Source organism: Agromyces flavus (genome assembly GCF_900104685.1).
Lineage (GTDB): Bacteria > Actinomycetota > Actinomycetes > Actinomycetales > Microbacteriaceae > Agromyces > Agromyces flavus.
The window spans coordinates 3,616,418-3,640,501 of record NZ_LT629755.1 but is presented as its reverse complement, the minus strand read 5'-3'; the positions used below and the strand labels follow the sequence as shown (position 1 = coordinate 3,640,501).

Annotated in this window: 20 protein-coding genes; 8 read left to right on the top strand and 12 right to left on the bottom strand. The window is 67.4% G+C overall.

What is annotated here, in order from left to right; translation table 11 throughout:
- A complete protein-coding gene (locus BLT99_RS17285) occupies positions 1-399 on the top strand; it encodes a nitroreductase/quinone reductase family protein (protein WP_092675262.1) in 399 nt (132 codons plus the stop codon).
- A 291-nt stretch (positions 400-690) separates the two neighbouring features.
- Here the strand turns inward: BLT99_RS17285 and BLT99_RS17280 are convergent, their stop codons facing one another.
- The 3 genes from BLT99_RS17280 to BLT99_RS17270 form a co-directional block, all read right to left on the bottom strand.
- On the bottom strand, positions 691-1,203 hold the full coding sequence (locus tag BLT99_RS17280; RefSeq protein WP_092675260.1) for a methylated-DNA--[protein]-cysteine S-methyltransferase: 513 nt from the start codon (positions 1,201-1,203) through the stop codon (positions 691-693).
- A 268-nt stretch (positions 1,204-1,471) separates the two neighbouring features.
- On the bottom strand, positions 1,472-1,657 hold the full coding sequence (locus tag BLT99_RS17275) for a hypothetical protein (protein ID WP_092675258.1): 186 nt from the start codon (positions 1,655-1,657) through the stop codon (positions 1,472-1,474).
- Positions 1,658-1,943: 286 nt separating this feature from the next.
- Positions 1,944-2,726 carry a hypothetical protein gene (locus BLT99_RS17270; RefSeq protein ID WP_092675256.1) on the bottom strand — a complete coding sequence of 261 codons (783 nt, stop codon included), beginning with the start codon at positions 2,724-2,726 and terminating at the stop codon, positions 1,944-1,946.
- 311 nt (positions 2,727-3,037) lie between these two features.
- On the opposite strand from BLT99_RS17270, the gene BLT99_RS17265 reads away from it, so the two are divergent.
- On the top strand, positions 3,038-3,307 hold the full coding sequence (locus BLT99_RS17265; RefSeq protein ID WP_092675253.1) for a DUF1876 domain-containing protein: 270 nt from the start codon (positions 3,038-3,040) through the stop codon (positions 3,305-3,307).
- 21 nt (positions 3,308-3,328) lie between these two features.
- Here the strand turns inward: BLT99_RS17265 and BLT99_RS17260 are convergent, their stop codons facing one another.
- The 4 genes from BLT99_RS17260 to BLT99_RS17245 form a co-directional block, all read right to left on the bottom strand.
- Positions 3,329-4,348 (bottom strand): LacI family DNA-binding transcriptional regulator, encoded by a 1,020-nt coding sequence (locus BLT99_RS17260; RefSeq protein WP_092675251.1) that lies wholly within the window; start codon positions 4,346-4,348, stop codon positions 3,329-3,331.
- A gap of 98 nt (positions 4,349-4,446) precedes the next feature.
- On the bottom strand, positions 4,447-5,274 hold the full coding sequence (locus BLT99_RS17255; RefSeq protein WP_092676649.1) for a carbohydrate ABC transporter permease: 828 nt from the start codon (positions 5,272-5,274) through the stop codon (positions 4,447-4,449).
- Positions 5,275-5,421: 147 nt separating this feature from the next.
- Positions 5,422-6,372 carry a carbohydrate ABC transporter permease gene (locus tag BLT99_RS17250; RefSeq protein ID WP_092675249.1) on the bottom strand — a complete coding sequence of 317 codons (951 nt, stop codon included), beginning with the start codon at positions 6,370-6,372 and terminating at the stop codon, positions 5,422-5,424.
- A 113-nt stretch (positions 6,373-6,485) separates the two neighbouring features.
- Complete coding sequence (locus tag BLT99_RS17245; protein ID WP_092675247.1) at positions 6,486-7,796, bottom strand: ABC transporter substrate-binding protein; 1,311 nt, start codon at positions 7,794-7,796, stop codon at positions 6,486-6,488.
- Positions 7,797-8,014: 218 nt separating this feature from the next.
- On the opposite strand from BLT99_RS17245, the gene BLT99_RS17240 reads away from it, so the two are divergent.
- Both BLT99_RS17240 and BLT99_RS17230 read left to right on the top strand, forming a co-directional pair.
- Positions 8,015-10,087, top strand: a complete 2,073-nt coding sequence (locus BLT99_RS17240; RefSeq protein WP_092675244.1) for a beta-galactosidase — start codon at positions 8,015-8,017, stop codon at positions 10,085-10,087.
- A 122-nt stretch (positions 10,088-10,209) separates the two neighbouring features.
- On the top strand, positions 10,210-12,387 hold the full coding sequence (locus BLT99_RS17230; protein WP_166670896.1) for a glycosyl hydrolase 53 family protein: 2,178 nt from the start codon (positions 10,210-10,212) through the stop codon (positions 12,385-12,387).
- Between the two features lie 160 nt (positions 12,388-12,547).
- On the opposite strand, the gene BLT99_RS17225 is transcribed toward BLT99_RS17230, so the two are convergent.
- Both BLT99_RS17225 and BLT99_RS17220 read right to left on the bottom strand, forming a co-directional pair.
- Positions 12,548-13,366 carry an SDR family oxidoreductase gene (locus BLT99_RS17225; RefSeq protein ID WP_092675236.1) on the bottom strand — a complete coding sequence of 273 codons (819 nt, stop codon included), beginning with the start codon at positions 13,364-13,366 and terminating at the stop codon, positions 12,548-12,550.
- Entirely contained in the window at positions 13,363-13,860 is a 498-nt protein-coding gene (locus tag BLT99_RS17220; protein WP_188434373.1) for a hypothetical protein, read from the bottom strand. The genes BLT99_RS17225 and BLT99_RS17220 overlap by 4 nt, the downstream gene beginning before the upstream one ends.
- A gap of 121 nt (positions 13,861-13,981) precedes the next feature.
- Between BLT99_RS17220 and BLT99_RS17215 the strand changes: the two genes are divergently transcribed.
- Together BLT99_RS17215 and BLT99_RS17210 are read left to right on the top strand one after the other, a co-directional pair.
- The gene (locus BLT99_RS17215) at positions 13,982-14,482 is read left to right on the top strand and encodes a nucleotidyltransferase domain-containing protein (RefSeq protein WP_133988501.1); all 501 of its coding nucleotides are present in this window, start codon (positions 13,982-13,984) and stop codon (positions 14,480-14,482) included.
- Positions 14,479-14,814: a HepT-like ribonuclease domain-containing protein gene (locus tag BLT99_RS17210; protein ID WP_157675028.1), complete on the top strand. Its 336-nt coding sequence runs from the start codon at positions 14,479-14,481 to the stop codon at positions 14,812-14,814. Before BLT99_RS17215 ends, BLT99_RS17210 begins: the two co-directional genes overlap by 4 nt.
- Before the next feature lie 63 nt (positions 14,815-14,877).
- On the opposite strand, the gene BLT99_RS17205 is transcribed toward BLT99_RS17210, so the two are convergent.
- Entirely contained in the window at positions 14,878-16,437 is a 1,560-nt protein-coding gene (locus tag BLT99_RS17205; RefSeq protein ID WP_133988502.1) for a hypothetical protein, read from the bottom strand.
- Between the two features lie 268 nt (positions 16,438-16,705).
- On the opposite strand from BLT99_RS17205, the gene BLT99_RS17200 reads away from it, so the two are divergent.
- Positions 16,706-17,413, top strand: coding sequence for a hypothetical protein (locus BLT99_RS17200; RefSeq protein ID WP_092675230.1), 708 nt, complete (start codon positions 16,706-16,708; stop codon positions 17,411-17,413).
- A 515-nt stretch (positions 17,414-17,928) separates the two neighbouring features.
- Positions 17,929-18,864: a hypothetical protein gene (locus BLT99_RS17190; RefSeq protein WP_092675224.1), complete on the top strand. Its 936-nt coding sequence runs from the start codon at positions 17,929-17,931 to the stop codon at positions 18,862-18,864.
- A gap of 347 nt (positions 18,865-19,211) precedes the next feature.
- On the opposite strand, the gene BLT99_RS17185 is transcribed toward BLT99_RS17190, so the two are convergent.
- Together BLT99_RS17185 and BLT99_RS17180 are read right to left on the bottom strand one after the other, a co-directional pair.
- A complete protein-coding gene (locus BLT99_RS17185; RefSeq protein WP_092675221.1) occupies positions 19,212-22,325 on the bottom strand; it encodes a type III restriction-modification system endonuclease in 3,114 nt (1,037 codons plus the stop codon).
- A gap of 4 nt (positions 22,326-22,329) precedes the next feature.
- Complete coding sequence (locus BLT99_RS17180) at positions 22,330-24,084, bottom strand: site-specific DNA-methyltransferase (RefSeq protein WP_092675218.1); 1,755 nt, start codon at positions 24,082-24,084, stop codon at positions 22,330-22,332.

Below are 24,084 nucleotides of genomic sequence, written 5' to 3'. Positions count from 1 at the left end.
ATGGCGATGGGGCGGGTGAAGCGTGCCTGGCTTCGGGTCCTGCAGCGCACCCTCAACCCGCTGACGCTCCGGATGGCGCGCCGCGGCGCCGGCCCGTTCGCGCTCGTGCGGCACACAGGCCGCAAGTCGGGCCGCACGTTCGAGACGCCGCTGATCCTGGCGCGCGTGCCGGGCGGGTTCGTCGCCGAGCTCACATACGGGCCCGAGGTGAACTGGTACCGCAACCTCGTCGCCGCCGGCGGCGGCACGGTCGTCTGGAAGGGCCGGCCGTTCGAGATCGGCGCGATCGAGCCGATGCCGACGGATGCCGGTCGGCGGGCGTTCGGCCCGCCGGCGTCGTGGTTGCTCACGCTGTTGCGCCGCCACGAGTTCCGGTTGCTGCGGGAGGCGGGTGCGTGACGGATCGAGTCACTCCGCACCAGCTCGCCGTCGTTCCGCGCCCGAGGCCGCGAGCGTTCGCTGCGTGCTCGAGTTCGGAGGATGGGACGCATCAGGGGTGACGTACGAGCGGCCTGACTCGCGTCATCCTTCATACTCGCGTGGCGCGCGGCGCGCGGGCGGGGGCGACGGTGCAACGCTGCGAAACGCAGGAGACTCCGGAACAAGGGCGCCTCAGGCTTGGCATGTCCGGGATTCTCATGCATCCGTGCCGGTCGGCGGCGGCGACGGCGCGCTGAGCGGATGACGCGCCTAGAACAGTCGCCGCTGGGCGACGACCTCGGCGCCCTCGAGCTCGAGCAACTGCCGCTTACGGTCGAGTCCGCCGGCATAACCGGTGAGGGACCCGTCGGCACCGACGACGCGATGGCACGGCACGAGGATGCTGATCGGGTTGCGCCCGACCGCGCCGCCGACGCGCCGGGCGAGGTTCCGGTCGCCGAGCCGCTCGGCCAGTTGGCCGTACGTGACGGTCTCGCCGAAGGGGATGTCGCGCAGCATCGCCCACACCGCGTGTTGGAACTCGTCGCCCACCGGCGCGAGCGGCAGGTCGAAGCGGATGCGGCGTCCCGCGAAGTACTCGTCGAGCTCGACACCGAGCCGGCTGAAGAGGGCGTCACCTCGGGCGTCGACGTCGATCCCGAGCGAGCCCGCGGCGGGCGGATGCCAGTGGCTCGGAAAGTAGATGCCGGTGAGCCCGCCGTCGTCGGCGACGACCAGCAGGTCGCCCATCGACGTGCCGAGCCTGGCGTGGCGGCGGAGCATGCCTTGATTCTCGCGCGTCGACGTGCCCGGTGGGCCGGTACCGATGGCGGGAATCGGACCTGACAATCGGACCAGGCGGTGGAACGGCGGGCGGATCGCAGAATCCCGGGCCATCAGCCGGCCCGGCATCCGACCCACGCCCGCCTAAGTGCCGTTTCTGCGCCCGAGGTCGGGAATGGAAGGTCACTCCTCCGCAGAAACGGCACTTCAGCGAATGCCGGTGCCACGAGCCACTCCCGCGAATGCCGCTGCCGGGGCAGTGGTCGGGTCAGTGGGCGGCGAGCGCCGACGCCGAGTGGTGGCTGCGGTGCAGCACGAGTCCGGCGATGCGGTGACGGAGCGTGGGGTGCTCGGTACCCTCGGCCGCCATCCGGCGCTGCTCGTTCACTCGACCGGCGAGGTGCTCGTCGTGGGCTCGGAGCGTCTGGGCGATGTAGCCGGCTGCGAGGTTCATGATCGATCCCTTCAGATCTTCGGGCCCGTTCGGGCGCCTGCAGTCAGATTCCTCGCTGAGGGGGCCCCGCTGTATCGGGCGAGTGCCGTATCTTCTGGGGCTGCTCCTACCTCAGTCGGACGGCGCGCCACCTCAGGTCCCGGCCCGGTACCTCAGACGACCTTCCGCAGCGGCGTCGGCGCTCGGCGCGCAGGACGCATCGCGACACCAGGTCGGACCGTCGGCGCGAAGGAGTGGGATGGGATGGCGTTCGCGATCGTCGTGGAACACTGAGCGACGAGCCGGGTCACTGCTCGAACACGAGCGAGTCGACGATCGGCTGCACCAGCGAGCGGAACTCCTCAGCGTTGTGCTGCTCGCGCGTGTTCGTGATCTCGAGGGCGATGTTGCCGCCGTCGCCCCACTCGAGCAGGACGAGCCGGATGTCCATCTCGTCGAGGATCACGTGGTGGAGGCTCGACACGCCGTCGCCCATGATCAGCGGGATGCCGTCGTTCCCGTCGAAGGTGCACGTGTCGTCGCCTTCCTCGAGTTCCAGGTCGACCTGGAGGCCCTCGAGTCCGCCGACGGTCACCTCGACGGGCTCCGCCACGATCAGGCCCGGCAGTGACTGGTACCAGGCGACGAGCTCGGCAGGCGTCGTCCCGACACCCTCCTGCCAGGCCTCTCGGCAGTCGATCGCCGGGGCGTGGACGTTGCTGAAGATGCCCAGGAAGCTGCCGCCGCGAGGCGTGAGCTGGCCGTCCGCATCCTCCTGCCGGAACAGGGCGAAATTGCCGATGAGGTCTTCGAAGTTCGTCCAGCCCTCGGGAACGGTGTAGGTGATCCGCGGCGTGAAGGTTGTCGTGCGATATTCGCCGGCGTCCACGGGCCCGAGGCAGCTCCCGCCGTACGGATTCGGACAGCCCGTCTGGCTGGGCGAGGGCGACGGCGGCGCAGACGACTCCGCCGCAGGCTGCCGCTCTTCGGCGGTCGGCGAGCCGGGAGAGGAGCACCCGGTGAGCAGCACGGTGAGGGCCATGAGCGCGACCGAGGCGGATGCCGCGCGGCCGGCGAAGCGGGTGGACATGTCATCGTCCTTCCTGACCAGTCGGGTTCGGTATCGACGTTCCTCGCAGTGGTATCCGTTTGGTCTCGGCGTCGTCGGTGCTCAGCTCGCAGGGGCGGATGACCGTCGTGCGAGCATCCCCGTGCGGTCCGATGGAGACCGACGGCCGTGACGGTCTTCGTCGGTACCGCCTGGCCGAGCGTCTCCTCCGCGTTCGACCCCGACGGAGCACACTTCCGACGCCCTGAGCCACGTGACATCCGGCCCTCGCCGCACTGGTCGCAGGTCGCTACCCTGTCGGTGGAACCAGACCGGGGAGGGTGGCGAGTTCCATGGATGCCACGACGCAGTGGAATATCACCGTCGACATCGACGAGGAAGAGAACAACACGGTCGCGAACGTGAGCGTGCGGACGCCGGGAGGCGTGGAGGTGACCGGCGTCGGCCGGTCCAATCGCAACCCGAACGACCCGAGCGTGCCCGAGATCGGCGACGAGCTCGCCGTCGGCCGGGCGCTGGGCAACCTGTCGGAGCGCCTGCTGCACCGCGCCGAGCGGGACATCACGAGCGTGACGGGGCAGCCGTCGCACGTGCACCGGTAAGGCGGAGTCAGCCCGCCGGCGCTACGCCGACGCGCGCCGAACGAGCTCCGTCGGCAGCGTCATCCGTGCTGCGGGGCGCCCATCGACGAGGTCGAGCAGCATGCGCACCATCTCATGCGCGATGCGCTCGAGCGGCTGCCGCATCGTCGTGAGCTGCGGCTCGACGCGCGTCGCGATGGGCGCGTCGTCGAAGCCCGCGACCGCGACATCCTCGGGCACCCGACGGCCGGCGGCGCGCAGCACGTCGACCGCTCCGGCCGCCATCATGTCATTCGCCACGAAGACGGCGTCGAGGTCGGGCTGCCGTTCGAGCAGTTCCTCCATCGCCCGCACCCCCGAGGCACGGGAGTAGTCGCCGGCGACCACCAGCCGCTCGTCGAACGCGTCGCCGAGCTCGGCGCGGTACCCCTCGAGCCGGCCGAGGCCGCCCGAGGTGTCCTGCGGACCGGTGATCGTCGCGATGCGCGAGCGTCCGGCGACGTCGCGAAGGTAGGCGACCATATCGCGCGCACCGTCGAGGTCGTCGGCCGCGACGTAGCCGATGCGCCGCTCGTACCCGAGGGGGATGCCGCACGAGACGACGGGCACCTCGGCGTCGACGAGCGTCTTCAGGAAGCCCTCGCGACCTCGATGCGAGGAGACGAGCAGGGCTCCGTCGACGTGCCCGGCCATGATGAAGTCGGTCGCGCGACGCTGCTCGTCGTCGGAGCCTGCCATGAGCAACACCAGGGGAATGTCGCGTTCCGCCAGCGCGTCGGCGGCGCCGCGCATGAGCGTCGAGAAGTTCGGGTCCTCGAAGAGCCGGTCCTGCGACTCGGTGAGCAGGAAGGCGATCGAGTTCGCCCGCGCGGTCGCGAGGTTCCGGGCGTGGGGATTGATGCGATAGCCGGTCTTCTTGATCGCGCGCTCCACGGCCACCCGGGCCTCGTCGCTCACCCAGTGTCCCCCGTTGAGCACGCGCGACACCGTGCCCCGGGACACGCCCGACTCGCGGGCGACATCCTCGATGGTGGGCCGCTTGCGGTGGACATGCTCGTTCACGTGGCCAGTGTAGGTGCGGGCGGTGCGGCCGTGTCGTGCGCCGCGACCGGTGTCGCGCGGCGCCGGCCGCGCCGCATGACCCGTGGCATCCGCTTCGCTCACGCCTTCACGGCACCGGCCGCGAGGTCGACCCGCCAGTACCGCTGGAGCACGAGGAACAGGGCGATGAGTGGCACGACCGACAGCAGCGCCCCCGTGATCACGAGCGTGTACATCGCCGGGAGCGATGCACCCTGGTTGAGCAGGCCGTGCAGGCCCACGGTGATCGGGAAGAGCTCGTCGTTGCCGAGCATGATGTACGGCAGCATGAAGTTGTTCCAGACCGCGACGAACTGGAACAGGAAGATCGTGACGAGGCCGGGTCCCATCATCGGCAGGGCGATGCGGTGGAAGATGTACAGCTCCCGGGCACCCTCGGTGCGGGCCGACTCGACGACATCGGTCGGAACGGCCGCCGCCGCATAGATGCGCGCGAGGTAGATGCCGTACGGGCTGATCAGCTGCGGCAGGAGCACCGACCAGTACGTGTTCGTGAGCCCGACCTGCGCGAGCAGGAGGTACTGCGGGATGGCGAGGATGACCGCCGGTACGAGCACACCCATGAGCAGGACCTTGAACACGACGCCCTTGCCCGCGAACGAGTACTTGGCGAGAGCGTAGCCCGAGATCGCGGACACGTAGGTCGACACGACGGCGCCGACACCCGCGTACAGCGCGGTGTTCAGCATCCACCGCCAGTAGAGGCCGTCCCGGTAGGCCGTGAGCTCGACGATGTTGTCCCACAGGTGCGTCGATGGCGCGAATGTGAACGTCGAGAACAGCTCGGCGGCGTCCTTCGTCGACGCGACGAGCACCCATGCGACGGGCAGGAGGCAGTAGAGCGCCCCGAGCAGGAGGACGGCCGTCGAGCCGAGGGCGAGCGGCATCCGCTGCTCCCCGCTCGAGGCGGGGGCGCGGCGCAGGTCGCGGTCGCGACGGGCACGGTCGCGGCGGCCGCCGCGACCGGAGGGTGCGACTTCGGGCAGCACGGCCGCGCGGGTCTCGGTTCCGACGGGCTGGGTGGCGGTCATGGGTCAGTCCTCCTGACCGAAGGCGCGCCGCTGCACGACGCGGAGGAACAGGAACGAGAGCGCGAACGTCGCGGCCGCGATGATGACGGAGGTCGCGGCGGCGCTGTAGATGTCGTCGCGCGTGAACGCGTCGCGGTAGACGAGCATGAGCGGCGACCACGTCGTCGAAAGGCTGTTCGTGAGCGGCCGCAGGGTGGTGGGCTCGGCGAACACCTGCAGCGTCGCGATCATCGAGAACAGCGCGGTCATGATGAGCGCCGGCATGATGATCGGCACCTTGATGCGCCAGGCGATCTGCGCCTCGGACGCACCGTCGATGCGGGCGGCCTCGTAGATCTCCTGCGGCACGGCCTTCAATGACGTGTAGATCACGATCATGTTGAAGCCGACGCCGCCCCAGAGGCCGATGTTGGCGATCGCGAAGATCACGAGACCCGGCGACAGCAGGGATGGCACGTCCCATCCGAGCTGCTCGAACACCCAGTAGAACGGGCTCACGGCGGGCAGGTAGAGGAAGCCCCACAGCAGCGACGAGATGACCGCCGGCACCGCGTACGGCAGGAAGATCGAGACGCGTGAGAATCCCTTGGCGCCGGTGCGCCGCGCGTCGAGCAGCAGCGCGAAGAGGAGCGCGAGGCCGAGCATGGTCGGGACGAGGATGAGCCCGTACACGAGCACGCGCCCGACACTCGCGAGGAACTCAGGGCTGGTCAGCGACGCGACGTAGTTCTCGAGCCCGGCGAACTGTCGGCTGCGCGCGCCCGAGCCGAGACCCAGCCCGTTCACGACCTCCTTCTGGAAGGAGAGGATCACCGTGTAGACGATCGGCGCGGCCATGAACAGCGTGAACAGCACGATGGCCGGAGCGAGCATCCCCCACGGCGTGAGGGTGCGGCGGCGCCCCCGGCGAGCGGATGTCGCGGGGCGCGTGGAGGCGGTGGCGGCGGTGGTCATGCATGACTCCTTCAGGCGTGCCGGTGCGGGTCGAGGAGCCGGTGCTGCGGCGCCTCGAAACCGAGGAGGGTTTCGAGACGCCGCTTCGCGGCTCCTCGACCCGCGTGGGCGACCTATTCGGCGACCGTGAAGCCGCTCGACTCCAGGTCGTCGACCGTGATCTGCTGCATCGCCCCGACGGCTTCGAGGAACGCGGCCTTCGACTTCGCCTCGGCGGCCTTGGCGAACTCGTCGTTGTACGCGCTGAACGCGACGTTCACGTTCGGGCCGTACTGGAACGGCGCGACCGCGGCGGCGGCCTCGGCGGCGACCTCGTAGAAGTCGGGCTGGTTGCTGAAGAACTCGGGCGCCTCGGTGAGGGCGGATGCCGCGGCATCCGTCGCCGCCGGGTAGATACCCGATGTGTCGACGAGCGCCTGCACCGCCTCGGGGTCGGTGTTCAGCCAGGTCGCGAACTCGGTCGCAGCCTCGACGTGCTTCGACTGCGTGGTGACCGCCGTCGACGAGCCGCCCCAGTTGCCGTTCGAATCCTCGCCGTCCCACGTGGGCAGCGGCGCGGCCTTCCAGAGGCCGGCGGTGTCGGCGGCGTTGCCGCTCAGCACGCCCGGGCCCCAGACAGCGCCGAGCCATCCGGCCTGCGTGCCGTCATTGAGGCCGGCGTTCCACTCGGGGGTGTACATGGGCTTGTTGTCGATGACGCCCTCCTCGACGAGGCCGCCCCAGTACTCGGCGACCCGCTGCGTGGGCTCCTCGTCGATGCCGACGCCCCAGGCTTCGCCGTCGATCGACCACCACTCGGCCTCCGCCTGCTGCGACAGGCCGGCGAACCATCCGGCGTCATTGGCCGAGAACGTGCCGAGGAACTTCGACGGGTCGGCGGCGTGGAGGGCGCGAGCGGTCTCGGCGTACTCCTGCCAGGTGGTGGGCACGGTGAGGCCGAGGTCCGAGAAGATGTCCTCGCGGTAGTAGAACATCATGGGGCCGGTGTCTTGCGGGATCGCGTAGACGGCGTCGCCGCCGAGCGTGACCGACTGCCAGACGCCCTCCGGGAACTGGCCGGCGAGGTCGCCGTCGATCGTGCCGCCGAGGTCGGCGAGCGCGTCCGACGCGACGAGCGTCGGGATCTTCTGGTACTCGGCCTGGATCAGGTCGGGCGCACCGCTGCCGGCCTTGATGGCCGTGAGCAGCTTGGTGATCGCGGGGTCGCCGCCGTCCTGCTTGTTGACGGTGACCTGGATCTCGGGGTGCTCCTCGTTCCAGATGTCGACCACCTTGTCGAGATTGGGCGCCCAGGCCCAGTAGGTGAGCTCGATCGGGTCGTCGGCGCTGCCCTGGGTCTCGCCGCTGCCGGCTGCGCAGCCGGTCAGGATGAGCGCCGCCGCGGCCACCGAGGCGAGCGCCCCGGTGCGGAATGCTGCACGCATTCGTCCTCCTTGTCGAAAGCTGTGGAAGCTGTGATCGCGGGATGCTCTGGGCTCGCCGCTCGACCGGGTGGACGACGGTGTGCCTGTGAGCGCTCCTAGTAATGCACACGGCCGGTCCGACTGTCAACTCGGGAATTGGGCCTCATCTCGCGATGTTGCGGGACGCGCATGGTGTGCTAGAACTGTGAGCGCACACAGTCATCAAGGGAGATCGCTCCATGCCCTCGCACCCCGCGCCGACCAATCACGAGGTCGCCTCCGCACCCTCGGCCGATCCCGCCGCGGCGCCCGCCGCTGAGCCGCGAAGCGGCTGGATTCCCGGCACCTCGGCCATCCGCTTCGGCGGCGACTACAACCCCGAGCAGTGGGACCGCGAGACGTGGCTCGAGGACATCGAGCTCATGCGGCAGGCGGGGGTGAACCTCGTGAGCGTGGGCATCTTCTCGTGGGCGCTGCTCGAGCCACGAGAGGGCGAGTACGACTTCTCGTTCCTCGACGAGGTGCTCGACCTGCTCGCCGGCGCCGGCATCGACGTCGACCTCGGCACGCCGACGACCGTGCCGCCCGCCTGGTTCTGGAACGCGTATCCGCACGCCCGGCCGGTCACACGCGACGGCGTGCCGCTCGGGTTCGGCTCGCGCGGCATCGTCTCGCCGAGCTCGCCCGAGTACCGACGTGCGGCGTCGGCGATCGCCGAGAAGCTCGCGGAGCGCTACGCGCACCACCCGGCGGTCGTCATGTGGCACGTCCACAACGAGTACGGCGCACCGGTCAGCGACAGCTACGACGAGGCATCCGTCCTGAATTTCCGCGGATGGCTCGAGCGCAGGTACGGCTCGATCGACGCGCTCAACCGGGCCTGGGGCACCTCGTTCTGGGGCCAGCTGTACGGCTCGTTCGACGAAGTGGACGCCCCGCGCACCTCGGCGAGCGTGTCGAACCCGGCGCACCGCCTCGACTTCGCCCGCTTCTCGTCCGACGCGTTGCTGGAGTGCTTCATCCTCGAGCGCGACGCGATCCGACGCCATGCCTCGCAGCCGATCACGACGAACTTCATGGCCACGAGCTGCCCGTCGGTCGACTACTGGAAGTGGGCGCCCGAGGTCGACATCGTCTCGAACGACCATTACCTCACCGCATCACGGCTCGACGCGCATGTGATGCTCGCGATGGACGCCGACTTCACGCGCTCCCTCGCGGGCGGCAAGCCCTGGGTGCTCATGGAGCACTCCACGTCGGCCGTGAACTGGCAGCCCCGGAACGTCGCGAAGCGCCCGGGCGAGCTCGCGCGCAACTCGCTCTCCCACCTCGCGCGCGGGGCCGATGGCATCCTCTTCTTCCAGTTCCGCGCGAGCCGCTTCGGCGCCGAGAAGTTCCACTCGGCGATGCTCCCCCACGCCGGGCGCACGTCGCGCGTGTGGCGCGAGGTCGTCGGCCTCGGCGAGCTGTTGGGCACCGCGTCCGAGCTGCGCGGCAGCCGGGTCGAGGCATCCGTCGCCATCGTCTGGAGCACCGAATCGTTCTGGGCGCAGGATCTCGAGTGGCGTCCGTCGGTCGACCTCTCGCACCGCGAGCGCGTCGAGGCGTTCTATGCCGAGCTCTGGAAGCTCGGCGTGACGGTCGACTTCGTGCACCCGTCGCACGACCTCTCGAAGTACCGGGCGGTATTCGCCCCGTCGCTGTACCTGCTCGACGACGCGTCGGCCGCCAACTTGCGCGCGTACGTCGAGGGCGGCGGCACGCTCGCGGTGTCGTACTTCTCGGGCATCGTCGACGAGCACGACACGGTTCCGCGCGGGCCGTTCCCCGGGATGCTGCGGGATGTGCTGGGCCTTGCGATCGAGGAGTTCCAGCCGCTCCGCGAGGGCGGCCATGTCGCGGTGACCGGCAGCACGACCGGCACCGTGTGGACCGACGAGATCACGCTCGAGGGCGCCGACGCGGTCGAGCACTACATCGACGGCCCCGCCGCGGGGATGCCCGCCATCACGCGCAACGCGATCGGCGACGGTGCTGCCTGGTACGTCTCGACCCGGCTCGACGGGGCCGACCTCGGTGCGTTCATCGACGACGTGCTCAGCGACGCCGGACTCGATGTCGTTCCGCCTCCGTCCGGCCTCGAGAAGGTCGTGCGCGTCGCCGACGACGGCACGCGCTACGTCGTGGCGATCAACCACGCGGCTGCCGATGTCGCGATCGACGCGCGCGGCACGGATGTCGCGACGGGCGAGACGACGGATGGCGCGGCGCGCGTCCCGGCGGGCGCGAGCCGCATCATCCGCCTCGCCTGAGCCGTCACGCCAAGACCGCACCACCCACCAGCACCAGCCACCAGCACCACCCACCCGCAGCGACGCGGATCCGCACCCCTGGGGCGGCGGCCGCCCGGCTGCCGAATCGAGAGGACCGGATCATGGCGATCCGACGCAGGACAGGAAGGGCGGGCTCCGTCGCACTCGCGGCGGCGCTCGCGACAGCGGTCGCGGTGCCCACGGGCGCCGGGGCGGCGATGGCCGTCGAGCCCGGCGACGGCCCGGTCGAGGCCGGCATCTTCGTCAACAAGGTCGAGGGGCTCTCGCCCGACTTCATCAGCGGCGTGGATGTCTCGACCGTGCTGTCGCTCGAGGAGAGCGGCGTGGTGTTCCGCGACGCGTCGGGCGCGCCATCCGACCTGTTCGCCGTGCTCGCCGACCACGGCGTGAACTCGGTGCGCGTCCGCGTCTGGAACGACCCGTTCGACGAGACGGGTCGCGGGTACGGCGGCGGCAACGTCGGCGTCGACCGGGCCGTCGAGATCGGCGAGCGGGCCACGGCCGCGGGCCTGGGCGTGCTCGTGGACTTCCACTACAGCGACTTCTGGGCCGACCCCGCCCGGCAGCTCGCGCCGAAGGCCTGGGCAGGCCTCTCCGCCGCCGACACCGCGACCGCGTTGCACGACTACACCGTCGATGCGCTGCAGCGGTTCGAGGACGCGGGCGTCGACGTCGACACGGTGCAGGTCGGCAACGAGACGAACAACGGCATCGCGGGCTATGCGCGACCCGGCCGCGAGATCGACGCGCCCTTCGCTGCGCTCCTGCAGGCCGGCACGTCGGCCGTGCGCGAGGTGCTGCCCGACGCGAAGGTGGCCGTGCACTTCACGAACCCCGAGACATCCGGTCGCTACGCCACCTATGCCGCGGGGCTCGCCCAGTTCGGCGTCGACTACGACGTGTTCGCGAGCTCGTACTACCCGTACTGGCACGGCATGACCGGGAACCTCACCGCGGTGCTGTCGCAGATCGCGACCACGTACGGCAAGGAGGTCATGGTCGCCGAGACGTCGTGGGCGCACACGCTCGACGACGGCGACGGCTACTCGAACGTGATCGGCTCGGGCACGATCGGCGACGCCTATCCCGCGAGCGTGCAGGGACAGGCGACCGAGCTGCGAGACGTGATCGCGGCGGTCACGGCGGTCGGCGATGCCGGCATCGGCGTCTACTACTGGGAGCCCGCGTGGCTGCCCGTCGGCCCGCCCTCGGAGTTGGAGCAGAACCGCGGGCTGTGGGAGCAGTTCGGGTCGGGATGGGCCACCTCGGCCGCGTCGGACTACGACCCGGTGCACGTCGGCGAGTGGTACGGCGGCTCGGCCTGGGACAACCAGTCGCTCTTCGCGTGGGATGGCACGCCCCTCGAGTCGCTGCGGACCTTCGAGTACGTGCACACCGGCGCGGTCGCGCCGCTCGAAGTGGTCTCGGTCGAGCAGCCATCGCTGTCGGTGACGGATGGCGCGCCCGTGACGCTTCCCGCGACCATCGACGTGACCTGGAACGACGGCACCGTCGAGCCGCAATCGGTGACCTGGTCGGGTGCGGTGGACTGGATCCGCGGCCCGGGGTCGTACTCGATCCCCGGCCGCACGTCTGAGGGGCTCGAGGTCGTCGCGACGGTGACCGTGCTCGCCGAGAACCTGGCGCGCAACGGATCGTTCGAGTCGGCCGACCTGAGCGCGTGGGCACTCACCGGACCGGCCGCTCGGACGCAGACCGGTGACGCGGCGGACGGCTCGTACGCCGTCACCTTCTGGAGCGGCACCGCGTACACGGCCTCGGCGACGCAGACGCTCACGGGCGTGCCCGCCGGAACGTACCAGCTGCAGGCGACGACGCAGGGCACGGGCTCGCCCGCCGGCGACTCTCGGATGCTCACCGCGACCACGTCGGCAGGGTCGGCGAGCGCGCCGCTGTCGTTCACGGCGTGGAACGAGTTCCACACGGCGACCGTGCCCGTGACGGTGGGAGCCGACGGGGTCGTCGAGATCTCAGCCGAGTTCGCCCTGTCGGCCGGCGCGTGGGGCGTCTTCGACGACGTGCGTCTCGTGGCCGTGACGGGTGCCGAGCCGGTCGACACGTCGCGCCTCGCGAACGCGCTCGACGTCGCGGCATCCGTCGACCGCTCGCTCTACACCGACGCTTCGGTGGCGGCGCTCGACGAGGCGGTCGCCGTGGGCGAGGTCGTGCTCGCGGGCTCGCGGGCGACCGCAGCCGACGTGAAGGAGGCGACCAAGCTCGTCGAGAAGGCGGTGGGCAAGCTCAAGCGGCTGAAGTAGCCCGCCCGCCGTTGCACGTTTGCAGGAGAATCCGGGTCATGCGTCCGCTGGAGCGGTCATGACCCGGATTCTCCTGCGTGACGGACGGGGCGGCGTGGGTGGTGGCGCGGTGGGCGGCGCTTCGGGCGATCCCGCCGCCGAGCGCGTTCGGGTCCTGAGGTCAGCCGGCCGGTCCCTCGCGGTCCGGTCGATCGGATGTCGCGGTGCCGCGGCCTTCGCCCGCGCCGGTGCGCGTGTGATCCGGCGACCGCAACCACGCGTCGAAGTCGATCGTGCCCCGATCCGCGTCGGCGTCGCCGCGGAGCTGGCCCGACCGCATGGCCCGCCCGAACTTGCCCGGCAGCGGGAACTCGATCACGCTTCGGCGGACACCATCGAACGCGACCATGCGGCGCACCAGGTCGGCCAGCCGCTCCTCGCGCGGGCCGGTGAGGTCGCCCGCGCGTCCGGCCGGGCCCGCCTCGGCGAGCTCGACGAGCCGCGCACCCACCTCGCGCGCCGCCACGGGCCGCACCAGTCCCTTCGGGACGAGGGTGAACCGCCCGGCCGAGGTGTTGTGGACAACCTGCTCCGCGAACTCGTGCAGCTGCGTCGCTCGCAACAGCGTGAACGGCACGGTGCCCTGCTCGACGAGCCGCTCCTGCGCGAGCTTGCCCGCGTAGTACGCCGCGTCGACGCCGTCGATGCCGACGATCGAAAGCGTGACATGGTGCCGGGCACCGGCGTCGCGCTCGGCCGCCAGCAGGTGCGTCGTCACCGCCGTGAAGAACTCGCGCGAGCGCCGCGTCGACGTGGACACCACGTTCGCCACGTCGATCACCGCGTCGACGCCGTCGAGCGCGCCCGCGAGTCCGGTCCCTTTCTCGAGGTCGTATCCGGCGCGGCGCGTGAGGCTCAGGATGTCGTGCCCGCGCGCCGTCGCGGACTCGATGACGTGGCGTCCGACGTTGCCGGTTGCTCCTGCGACGGCGATCCTCATCGGGTCTCCCCCTTCGTGGTGGTGCGGTCGGATGTCGCGGAGCCGACGCCGCCCGCGCGCGACGTGGTGCCCGTGGCATCCGTCGGGTCCGCGACATCCGCTCTGCTCGGAATCAGCAGCACGACGCCGAGCGCCAGGCTGATCGAAAGCGACACGACGGTGCCGACGGCGGCGTCGGCCTGCAGGTGGTCGAGGTGCGTGACGTGATACCAGAGGTGCAGCACGCCGAACATCGTCCACGCGAGGCCGAGGATGCGGAACACGACCGGGCTGCGCCACACAAGCCCCGCAACGCTCGCGACGCCGAGCGCGAGGTAGAACGCCCCGACGTCGCGGACGAGGTGCTCGTTGAACGGCCCGTCGGTCGCGACCCACCGCCCGAGCACGCCCGGGAACGAGTCGAAGAACGAGCGCGGCGCGAAGAACGCCCACCCGCCCACGAAGAACGCGATGGCCGCCGACAGGGCGAGCGCGGCGGTGTGGAGTCTGCGCATGGATCTCTTCATACTCCTGTGGCGGAACGGGCGTCGCGCGGCGCGGGCGGTCGGAGCCGCACGCCGCCGGGGGCCTTGCAGTTATGTACAGAAATATGTACGTATTTGCTAGAATCGCCGAATGGATGCCGACACGTCCCATCCCCTCGGCACCGCGCCGGTGGTGCCGGTTGCCGAGGCGCGCGCGGGTCTCTCGCGCATCCTCCGCGGCTTCCGGGCGCGAGGAAAGGATGCCGAGACCGTCATCATCGGATCGCATCGCCGGCCCGAGGCTGTGCTCGTCCCCTTCGAGCAGTTCGCGTCGCTCTCTTCCAGCGGCCCCAGCTCGCGTTCGCCGGCGCTCGAGCTCCTCCGGCGGCGCAAGCCGCTCATCGAGAGGTTGGCACGCGCGAACCGCATTCGGTCGGTCCGCGTGTTCGGCTCCGTGGCGCGGGGAGACGAGACGGCCGAGAGCGACGTCGACCTGCTCGTCGACCCTGAAGCGGATGCCTCGTTGTTCGACCTGGCCCAGTTCGAGCTCGACTTGGAGTCGCTGCTCGACCGCCCCGTCGATGTGGTCTCGCGCCGATCTCTCGATCCCGAACGCGACCGAGCCGTGCTCGACGAAGCCGTCGAACTGTGAAGCCCTCCGACCGCGTCGACCGATGGCTCGATGACCTCACGGCGACGCTCGACACCGCCGCGGCCGTCGCTGCTCGCGGACGCGATGCGTTCGACGACGATCCGGCGATCCCCCTCGCGTTCGAGGCGCTGTCGAACCGCGTCGGCGACCTGGCCAAGCGCCTCGTTGCCGCCGACCCCACGCGCTTCGCCGACCCGATCTGGTCGCAGGCCGCGCGCAATCGGGACTTCGTCGTCCACCACTACGACCGCGTCGACGCCGACGCACTCTGGGTGACCGTCACCCGCAGCTTCCCCGAGCTCCGAGCGGTGCTCGACCGCATTCGCGGCTGATCAACCTGTCACGGGGACGGCGTATGCGGACGGCGTGCCTACCTCGTTCGTGCGTGCCGCGAGTCAGTTCAACGCGAGCGCGGGGGCGGCGTATTGCCACCAGACGTAGATGTCGTCGACGGACATTTCCACATTCTCATCCCAGGCCACGACGAGAACGTCGCTCGCGTAATTGGTCCAGGCGGCGACGGTCGCGCCGTCCTCGCTGTAATAGCAGCCGAGGACACCACCGATGTCGCCATTGCCGTCGGTCCAGAGATTCCAACCCTGGTCAACGCACGAACTTTCGGAGAGGCCTACGGTCGCGGTCGCACCTGCAGAGAGCACGCTGTTGTGCGAGTCGTATGCGTAGAGCTGAATGACGTCGACGCCAGGGTCGGCGGGACCGTCGCACTCTATGGCCGCGAGCAACCCGTCGGAAAGCTCCGGCGCAGGCGGGGTGAGATCGGTGCAGGTTTCACCGACAGTCGCCGGCACAGTGGCGGCGAGTACTTGAGCCGCAGTGGGCTCAGGCGCGACAGGCTCAGGATCCTCCGGCACGGCCGGCGTTTCCGGGACGGCCGTCTCGATGGGTACTGGATCACCGTCCGCCTGAGAGCCGCCGACGACCGCTCGGAGAGGCACGAACAGGAGCATCGCGCTCAGTACGATGACGCCAACAGTGACCAGCGCGACGCCTGCATTCCGCCGCCCGGCGCGGGACATCCGCTCGAGCGCTTCATCGAGCTTGCCGTTGATCTCGGGCGACAATGTTGCGCGGAACGCGAGAACGGACTCGGGATCGACCTGTTGGGCGAATCGCACCAGATTCAGGAAGCGGTTCGTCGCATGCGGCTCGGGCCTCAGCATCTCCGCGACACGCAGGACCCAGGACTTGGACACTCGGTCGGCCTGAAGGATGAGACCGGCGGCGGCGAGCTGGGGACTCAACTCGCGCCCGACCAGCACACGGTGGACAGCTGAGATGCTCGCCCCGAAATCACCGCTGCACGCATACGCGATCTGGTCTCCGGTGTATACGGTCGTGCGCAACCACGGTGCCACGAACGGCGCAAGGAGCCTGCGAATCCCGGCACTGTCGAGAGTCAGTTCGACCACCGCTGAGCGATCGTGCTTCGCCTTGAATGCTCCGAAGTACGTGCCGAGAAGGAAGAGCAATTGCGACCGACTGGCCGGAGTGGTCATATCGGCGATTGCCCCGCCCTCGATCAACAGTGCGCGAATTCCGAAATAGCTCTTGAGTTGGATTCGCGGCGAGAGGTTCGGGATGACGAAGATGTCGACTCGACGGTCGTACTGGAGCGCCGCGCGTACTTCGTCAACCGCGTTCTGAACTTCTGGGAACGTTTCCGCGCTGACGAGGATCGCGTCGCCGAGCAGGTGCACGCGCCCGAACTGCCATGCCACCCAGATGAAGAAGCCTCCAACCACCAGAGCGATTCCGCCGGCGAAAAGGAGGGACAGGTCGCTGACCGCGAGCCACGCAACGAACACCACCAGCGCACTCGCCACACTCACTACGGCCATCGCCAGTCGTGAGGGTTCGGCCGGATATCGCAGGCGTGCCATCTCGAGGGGCGCCCTCGAGGGATGCCTGTTCACCGTTTCGATTGTCTGGACCATGGTGGCCCCCTTTGCGTCGGCCGCGACGCCATCTCGGCGTGCAACCCGAGCGAATGGAACGCCTCAATGTCGCCAGCCATCGTCGCGGGCCGCATCAGGGCCGACACTGATTCGGCGAGAGAAGCCGACTGCCCGCCGCTAGGTGTATTGGGTCACCTGGTTAGTGACAAACGGATAGGGAGAAGGCCTCCATTCAAAGGAGTGTCGAACGTCACCGAAGAGGAACACTCGGCCGGACATCACGGCCGCGTCACCATATGCTCATCCCGTGAGCACCGCGGACGAATCCGATCAGGCATGGTCCCCGCATTTCTCGCTGCTCCTCGACACGCCGGACACGCGACGGTACCTCGAGCTCATGCACTTCGCCGGCGGTGACCTGTCTCCCGCTGCCAGTGCGCTCGAGTTGGCCGAGCGTTGCCGCGACGCGGACGAGATCGACATGGCGGGCTTCCTGGTCGACGCGGCCGTCGTGGCCTACTGCCGTGCCTTCGTGCCATCCAAAGTGCGTTCGACGCTCGATCGCCACATCGAGATCCCGAGCGCATTCGTCGACATTCACGAACGGATCAGGGCCTACCGGAATACGACCGTCGCGCATTCGCAGAGTGAATTGTCGACGACTTGGCCGTTGGTCGTGACGACCTCGGAAGAACCCGGCCGTCGCTGCATCTGGACTCCGACGATCAGCCAATGGCTGCCACCCGACGTGACGGATGAGTTCGTGCGGCTCGTCCACGCGGTACTGGAGAAGGTCGAGGTCCTCGCCGAAGCCCTACGCATTCGGTTGGAGGACGAGATCCAAGACGTCGAGCTCGCCGCGCCGAAGCCGCTCGACTTCGAACTGGAGCGGAACTTCTCCGCCCGAACGACCCGGCGAGGATTCCCGACCCGTCAGAGGGTATTCGTGACGAGGCACATCACGGCGGCCTCGGACGATCGCGACCTGCCGGAGTCGATTGCGGCCATCGACTGACCGCGTTCTTCACCGCCGATCGACGACCAGAGGAGCTACGTCTTCGAGTACCGCCGACAGGCAGCCACGACGGTCGGCGACAAGGAGCTCGACGAGCTGACCGACGAGCCGGGGCTGGCGCTCGTGCTGGGCACGGATGTCACGCCCTCGACGGAGATCCCGAAGCGGCCGCCGATCCTGCTGCTGCCGGTCGACGGCGACGGTGAGGGCCCGGTGCTGGATGTCGCCGGCGAGGACTTCGAGGACAACGACGTGACCGATCCGATGCGCATGTGGGACTTCCGCGTCTCGCTCGACTCGATCGACGCGGCCGACCCGAACCGCGCGCGTGTGACAGTGCACTTCGTGAGTGCGCACCGCCCGCAGTTGCAGTTGCGTCCCGCCCCCGGCGGCACGAACTTCAAGAGCCCCGACATCACGCTGCGCAACCCTTCGGCGAGGAGTTCGTCGTCAAGGGCTCGCCCCACTCCATCCGGCTCACCATCCACAACAAGGGAACGCTCGCCGCGACCGACGTGGCCACCCACGTGCAATGGCTGCCGTTCACGACCGCGCCGGGCGCGTGGAACCCGCTGCCCGACCCGCCGAGGATCCCCGTCATCGCGGCGAAGAGCCAGGTGACGATCGACGTGCCGTGGACGCCCCCGGCCTCGCTGCAGCTGAACGACGTCGAGGTCGAGCACTTCTGCGTGAACGCCCGCGTCGATCGCTTCCGCAATCCGCTGAATCCGGGCGAAGACGAGCTCGTCGTGGTCGACAACTGGGCCCAGTCGAACTTCACCACCGAGTCGGTCGCGAACGGCTCCCCGTCCGACCGCATCCGCACGGTGATGGGCTTCGACAACACGCTCGAGCGCGACACGACGCACTTCTTCGGCGTCCGCCAGACCCGCAACCTGTTCCGCATCTACGTCGGCCACGCCTGGCTCGCCCTCCCGCCGGGCGGCTCGGCCGCCATCCCGCTCGCCTACGAGTCGGTCGCAGGCGACCCCGAACTCGGGTCGCTCATCGAACGGCCCGAGGTCCCGCTCATCGAGATCCCGGCCCAGGTGGCGCTCACCTCGTGGCTGGAGCCGCCCGCCGAGAGCGAGTGCCCCACCCCGCACGAGCGCTTCGGCGCAGGGTTGTCGTTCACGGCCGGGCGTCGGGTGTGGTTCGAGGATGTCGCGTGGGAGGGCGAGATCGTGACGGCCCGGGTGTACACGTCGATCGACGGGGCGGTCGACGCGCTGAGCAGCGGAGTCGGCGCGCTCGCCGTCTGGGCGCCGGATTGGCCGGATCGGCCGGCGCTGCGGTTCCCGGCTTCGATCGACGGGGCGGGTGAGCTGCGCGCGATGCTGGATGGCGCGTTCTTCGGCCTGATCGGCGAGGCGAACGTCGTCGGGCGGCTGCTCGTGCACACGGGGATCCGGAACGCGCGGGCGGTCTCCGGGGAGTTCGCATTCAACTAGTCCGGAGCAGCGGCACGTCGCCCGGCGACATCGCGTCCGCTGCATAGGTGATGACCGCCGCAGTGCTTAAGCTCGTCGAGCTGCGGTACTGCGGCACAACCCGAGCGGATGCCCAGGGCGCGTTGCCCCTGACACGGGGACATCCTCACGGAACTCACGGGGTCGGGCTCGGGCACGAACACATCCTTCCAGCCTGCCCACCAGGGCAGGCGATCTCGGATGTCAAGACCCATGCAGCAGCCCCGAACACCTCACGCGGGGTGAATCTTGCAGGCTTTGTTCGGCAGACTCTCTTTCGTTTAGGTCCTAAGCGTCGGAGTTTCGTTCACGCCAGCACCGATCCACCATTACGCACTGACAATCTGGAGCAGCGCGTCATAGCTGTCAACGACGTCATACCTGACGTCGTCGTTCCCGGCCTTGTTGTTGAGCGAGGCGAAGAACTTGCGGGCGCACGCGATCTTGGCTTCCTCAACGCCCTTGAGCTGCAGCGTCGACATGGAGCCCTTGGTCTCGGCGACAAAATAGACGTGCTTGACTTTGTCGTCGCGGAACGCAATAGCCCAATCCGGGTTGTAGTCGCCAACCGGGGTGGGGATGAAGAACCCGCGCGGCAGCTTCGAATAGACGACAACCTCTTCACTCACGTCGAGCTTCTCGACGAACGACCGCTCGACATTCGAGTCAGTGACGACGTAGTCATAGACACTCTTGGTGAGCTTGTCGCCGGCCTTCGATAGGTCTTGGGCGGTCTGGTTTTCGGTGAAGATCGACGAGTCGTGGCGACCTTCAAGCGGATCGTATGTGAGGTGCTCGATGATCACGGACGCCTTCTGCTCGTTGATGAGCCGGGCGGCCTCTGTGATGAACTGCTCGGGGTTCTGCTTGAACTTCGCGAATGTGTCCGGATTGATGCCGGTGAGAATCGCCGCACAGGTCCGGCGGGTGAGCTGCGTCTTCTCGGCGATCTCCCCGAGCAGGTCGTACTTGACGGTCGAGCCCGCAGACACTGCGGAGTGCTCCACTTTCGTCTCCGCGAGCTTGAAACCGGCCCGGGCCTCGAGCTGTTCGACTTCGAGGCCGACGACCTGCGTGCCGCTCTCCACGAGGTACTGCATAACGGTGACTTTGAGCGACGTGTCCAGCACACGGATGCAGTTGGCGATCAGCTCGGCGGAGTCGAACGCGACCTGATAGACGGCTCTGTGATTGATCCGACCCCACAGCTCCTGGAACTCACGCTTCATGAAGTTGACCTCGTTGAACGGGATCTTCTTCGGCTTGCGCCCGTCGGTCGGGGCCGGCACGTCGAGGGCAAGCGAGTCGATGAGTTCTGCGACCTGGTAGTGGTACTGCTCGAGCCCGGCAGGCATAGGTGGGATATCGATTTCGGCGCGACCGTGCCACTTCTCGGTGAGGTGCTGCTCGTAGTCGATGAATCCATTGACAGTGAGCCAGTGCTGCAACTGCTTGGCCTGGTCGACTGTGATAGCGACCTTCTCGCCCGTCTCGGGGTGCTCGACCGCGCGCCCAACGAAGAACTCCGTCGTCGCCTTCCGAGGCCGCGCCGACAGCGACTCTACGATCTCCTTCTGGAGCGCGGTGACGAACTCCGTGTAGGACTCATCGGTGACGACGGTCAGCTCGTTGATATCGTGCACGGTGACGGGGTTGTCCATCCGCTCGCCGTGTTGGTCCACCGACAGTCGCAGGCCGCGGCCAATCTCCTGGCGCCGCGTGGTCGTGTTGTCGCTCTTCTTGAGCATCCCCATCACGAACACGTTTGGATTGTCCCAGCCCTCACGCAGCGCGGAATGGGACCAGATGAACCGCACTGGCTCGTCCAACGAAAGCAGCCGCTCCTTGTCCTTCAGGATCAGGTCGTACGCGTCGACGTCGTCAGACTGGCCGGCGGTCTCCCCGGTTTTCTTCACTGAGCCATCGACCGAGCGGCCGGTCCTCTTGTCGATCGAGAAGTAGCCCGCGTGGGTCCGTCGCACCTCGATCGCCTCGACGTACTCACGGTACCGCTCGGCGGCCTCGTCGGAGTCCAGCTGAGCGAGGTGCTCGGCCAGTAGGGCCTCGTACTCTTCCTCGAACATGCGCGCGTACTCGCCGAGCGTATCCTCACGGTCGTAATCTCGGTACCTGGCAACCTCGTCAATGAAGAACAATGAGAGGGTCTTGATCCCCTGCGCGAACAGCTCCCGCTCCTTGGTGAGGTGCGCGCGGATGACCTCACGAATCTGGATGCGCCGCTTCGCGCCGTCCGTCACGTCCTGGGTGACCTCACCGGCGCTTATGACGTCGCCGTTGCTCAGCTCGATGATGTCGCGGTTTGCGTCGACGTCCCGGATAAACAGCCCCTTGTACGCCTCGATACCACCTGAGATGTCGTGCAGATTCATGCCCTGCGACAGCCGCTTCACCTGCCGCTTGATCCCCTGAGCGGTCTGCACCTCGATTTCGACGCGCGCCTTCGGGAAATCCGGGCCCTTGCCGATTTCGAGCCCATCCACAAAGAGGTACGCGGTGCTCCCGGCCAGATGCTTGACGGCGATGCCGCGCACGGCAATCTTCTTGACCAGCTTCTGGTTGTACGCATCGACCGCGTCGAGGCGATGTACCCTGGTTCGCTCGATCTTGTGCGTCGCAGAGTAGCGCAACGCGACCAACGAATTGAAATCTCCAAGCGCCTGCAGCGACTTCGAAGGCTTCTTTGCGTCGCCCTCGATCTTCTGCGGCTCGTCGATGATCAAGATGGGCCGATTGGCGGCGATGATGTCAATCGGTCGGCGTGAGCCAAAGTCGTCCAGGCCCTCCATCACGGTCTTGCCAGTCGGGAGTGTGCGTTCCATGCCGTAGATCCGCCGAGCATCGCTACCCCTGGCGTTAAACGCCTGGGTGTTGATGATCATCACTTGCACACCCGCGTCGGACGAGAACCGCTCCAGCTCATGCAGCCGTGACGAGTTGTATACGAACGTGCGAGGCTTGGTGCCGTAGAGCCGCTGGAAGTGCTCGGCCGTAATGTCAAGCGACTTCTTCACGCCCTCGCGGATCGCGATCGACGGAACGACCACGATGTACTTGGACCACCCGTACCGCTTGTGCAGCTCCATAATGGTCTTCGTGTACACGTAGGTCTTGCCAGTGCCCGTCTCCATCTCGATATCGAGATTCAGCGGTGCCGCCGAGACCTTAGATGGATCCTTCAAATCGGTTGACAGCGCCAGACCCCGGGCCCGCTGTATGCCGTGCACATTCGCCAAGAGCTGCGGCGGCGTTAGCGCGATTTCAGTATTGCGGAATCCCGCATCCTCCACCAGCGTAGGCGCAGCGTCCTTACCGGGGTCAATTCGGTACCTCACCCCGTCGGCGTACGGTTGCCCGGCGAACACGTCGACCACTGCATTCACGGCGTCGGTCTGGTACTGCTGAACCTTGAACTGGATCTTCATTGAGTCAGATTGCCCTTACCTCAGTCTCGGGAGATATCTCACGGAATACTTGCGCAGCGTTGATCCGCGCAGCGTCACCCGAGAAACCGGAATCCTTGAATACCGCGCGGAGTGGGTGCCGCTCAGCGATCAGTTTGACAACGTCCTCCGTCACGTCGCCCGTAAAGCAGGCAATAAGCGCGTCATCAGCTACGGCCAACACCGTGCGGCCGGCGACCTTCTGGACGACGATCGGCTCTGTGAGGTCTAGCCCCCAATCGAGGAGAACCTGGAAGACTAGGTCTTCATCCGTGCGATCGGCCTTGATGCTGTCTTCGACAAGACTCAGCGTTTGCTGGTCTGTCCCATCGGGGGTGCGCAGCACATCGGCCATGTTTGTGGTGTCGACTACTAGAGAGCGAAAACCCGTGTCAAGCTGCGCACCAAAGAGATCTGACTTGATCTTCTCACCAACCACGCGTATGCGCGCGCGCGCCAAGTCTCCAATCGTGCGATATCCAGCCTGATGGGCGGCGGAATCCTGCGCGACTTCTTCAGGCAACTGCACCATGACGAAGCGACGCCGCCCCCCGTCGTTAGCGTTCAACTGCATTACCGCGTGCGCCGTCGAGGCTGTCCCAGCGAAGAAGTCCATGACAATGTCATCGTCGCTTGTGGTTGCCTCGAGGATCCGCTGAATCATGCGAATGGACTTCTGACCCTTGAAATCCTCGCCAACACCGATTAGCTTTGAGACCTTTTCGCCGGAGAACGAGACAATTGCGATGCTATTCAGGTCGTCATACTCGTTGCTGTTCCACGTGTCTTCGATCGGATAGCGGTCTGGCCGGTTGCCGTGGTTGATGAATTTCAGGAGGTCCGCCTGTGCCGCCCCAGACAACCCAAGCTGATCAAGCTTTTCCGTCAGATTCTTGTCGGGCTTAAGTAGAGGCTTGAAATTCGCGTTCTCTATGTACTTCTTCCTGAATTCCATGGAATCCGCGTTCCGCGAATAGAAAAGGATTGTGTCATGATTCCGAATGAAATTGTTGGCGAGCGTCTTGTATCCGGAAAGCCAGCCGATTCGCCAGATAATCTCACGCTGGAAGTTCTTCTCTCCGAAGACCTCGTCCATAAGTCGCTTCAAGTTGTGGGCTTCATTGAAGTCGATGTTTACGAAGATCGCACCATCCTCACTTAGGAGACTCCGGGCCAACTTCAGACGTGAATACATCATGCTCAGCCAGTCGGAATGGAATCGGCCGTTCGACTCTGAATTGGATACGAAGCGAGAGCCATCGATGCCTGTTTGACCGGAGCGCTGAAGGTACTCAGAAGTGGTCTCGGCGAAGTCGTCCTCATAGATAAAGTCACTACCGGTGTTATACGGCGGGTCGATGTAGATGAGCTTGACTTTGCCAAGATACGACTCCTGGAGCAGCTTAAGGGCGTCAAGGTTGTCGCCCTCAATAAAGAGATTCTTCGTCGTGTCGAAGTCGACGGAATCCTCACGCACAGGGCGTAGCGTCTTGGCGATCGGTGTGTTGGCTGCGAAGGCTGCGGCACGTTTGCCCGGCCAGTCCAACTGATAGCGCTCCTGGGCGCCCTCCACTACAACGACCCTATCGGCGAGCTCCTGCCGAAGGGCGTCAAAGTCGATGGCGCGCACGGGGTTGCCCACGCCGTCGAGAGTCTCGGTGACGACTGTGGGGAACAGTTCGGCGATCGCGTCGATGTTGCGCTTCGTCAGGTCCGGCGAGTGCATCTTGAGTTTGTCCAC

Bases quoted from the DNA above. Each gene is read 5' to 3' on its own strand.
- BLT99_RS17250 (WP_092675249.1), bottom strand. From the start codon at position 6,372: ATGACCACCGCCGCCACCGCCTCCACGCGCCCCGCGACATCCGCTCGC.
- BLT99_RS17205 (WP_133988502.1), bottom strand. From the start codon at position 16,437: ATGGTCCAGACAATCGAAACGGTGAACAGGCATCCCTCGAGGGCGCCC.
- BLT99_RS17220 (WP_188434373.1), bottom strand. From the start codon at position 13,860: ATGCGCAGACTCCACACCGCCGCGCTCGCCCTGTCGGCGGCCATCGCG.
- BLT99_RS17275 (WP_092675258.1), bottom strand. From the start codon at position 1,657: ATGAACCTCGCAGCCGGCTACATCGCCCAGACGCTCCGAGCCCACGAC.
- BLT99_RS17225 (WP_092675236.1), bottom strand. From the start codon at position 13,366: ATGAGGATCGCCGTCGCAGGAGCAACCGGCAACGTCGGACGCCACGTC.
- BLT99_RS17240 (WP_092675244.1), top strand. From the start codon at position 8,015: ATGCCCTCGCACCCCGCGCCGACCAATCACGAGGTCGCCTCCGCACCC.
- BLT99_RS17270 (WP_092675256.1), bottom strand. From the start codon at position 2,726: ATGTCCACCCGCTTCGCCGGCCGCGCGGCATCCGCCTCGGTCGCGCTC.
- BLT99_RS17255 (WP_092676649.1), bottom strand. From the start codon at position 5,274: ATGCCGCTCGCCCTCGGCTCGACGGCCGTCCTCCTGCTCGGGGCGCTC.
- BLT99_RS17215 (WP_133988501.1), top strand. From the start codon at position 13,982: ATGGATGCCGACACGTCCCATCCCCTCGGCACCGCGCCGGTGGTGCCG.
- BLT99_RS17280 (WP_092675260.1), bottom strand. From the start codon at position 1,203: ATGCTCCGCCGCCACGCCAGGCTCGGCACGTCGATGGGCGACCTGCTG.
- BLT99_RS17245 (WP_092675247.1), bottom strand. From the start codon at position 7,796: ATGCGTGCAGCATTCCGCACCGGGGCGCTCGCCTCGGTGGCCGCGGCG.
- BLT99_RS17265 (WP_092675253.1), top strand. From the start codon at position 3,038: ATGGATGCCACGACGCAGTGGAATATCACCGTCGACATCGACGAGGAA.
- BLT99_RS17230 (WP_166670896.1), top strand. From the start codon at position 10,210: ATGGCGATCCGACGCAGGACAGGAAGGGCGGGCTCCGTCGCACTCGCG.
- BLT99_RS17185 (WP_092675221.1), bottom strand. From the start codon at position 22,325: ATGAAGATCCAGTTCAAGGTTCAGCAGTACCAGACCGACGCCGTGAAT.
- BLT99_RS17285 (WP_092675262.1), top strand. From the start codon at position 1: ATGGCGATGGGGCGGGTGAAGCGTGCCTGGCTTCGGGTCCTGCAGCGC.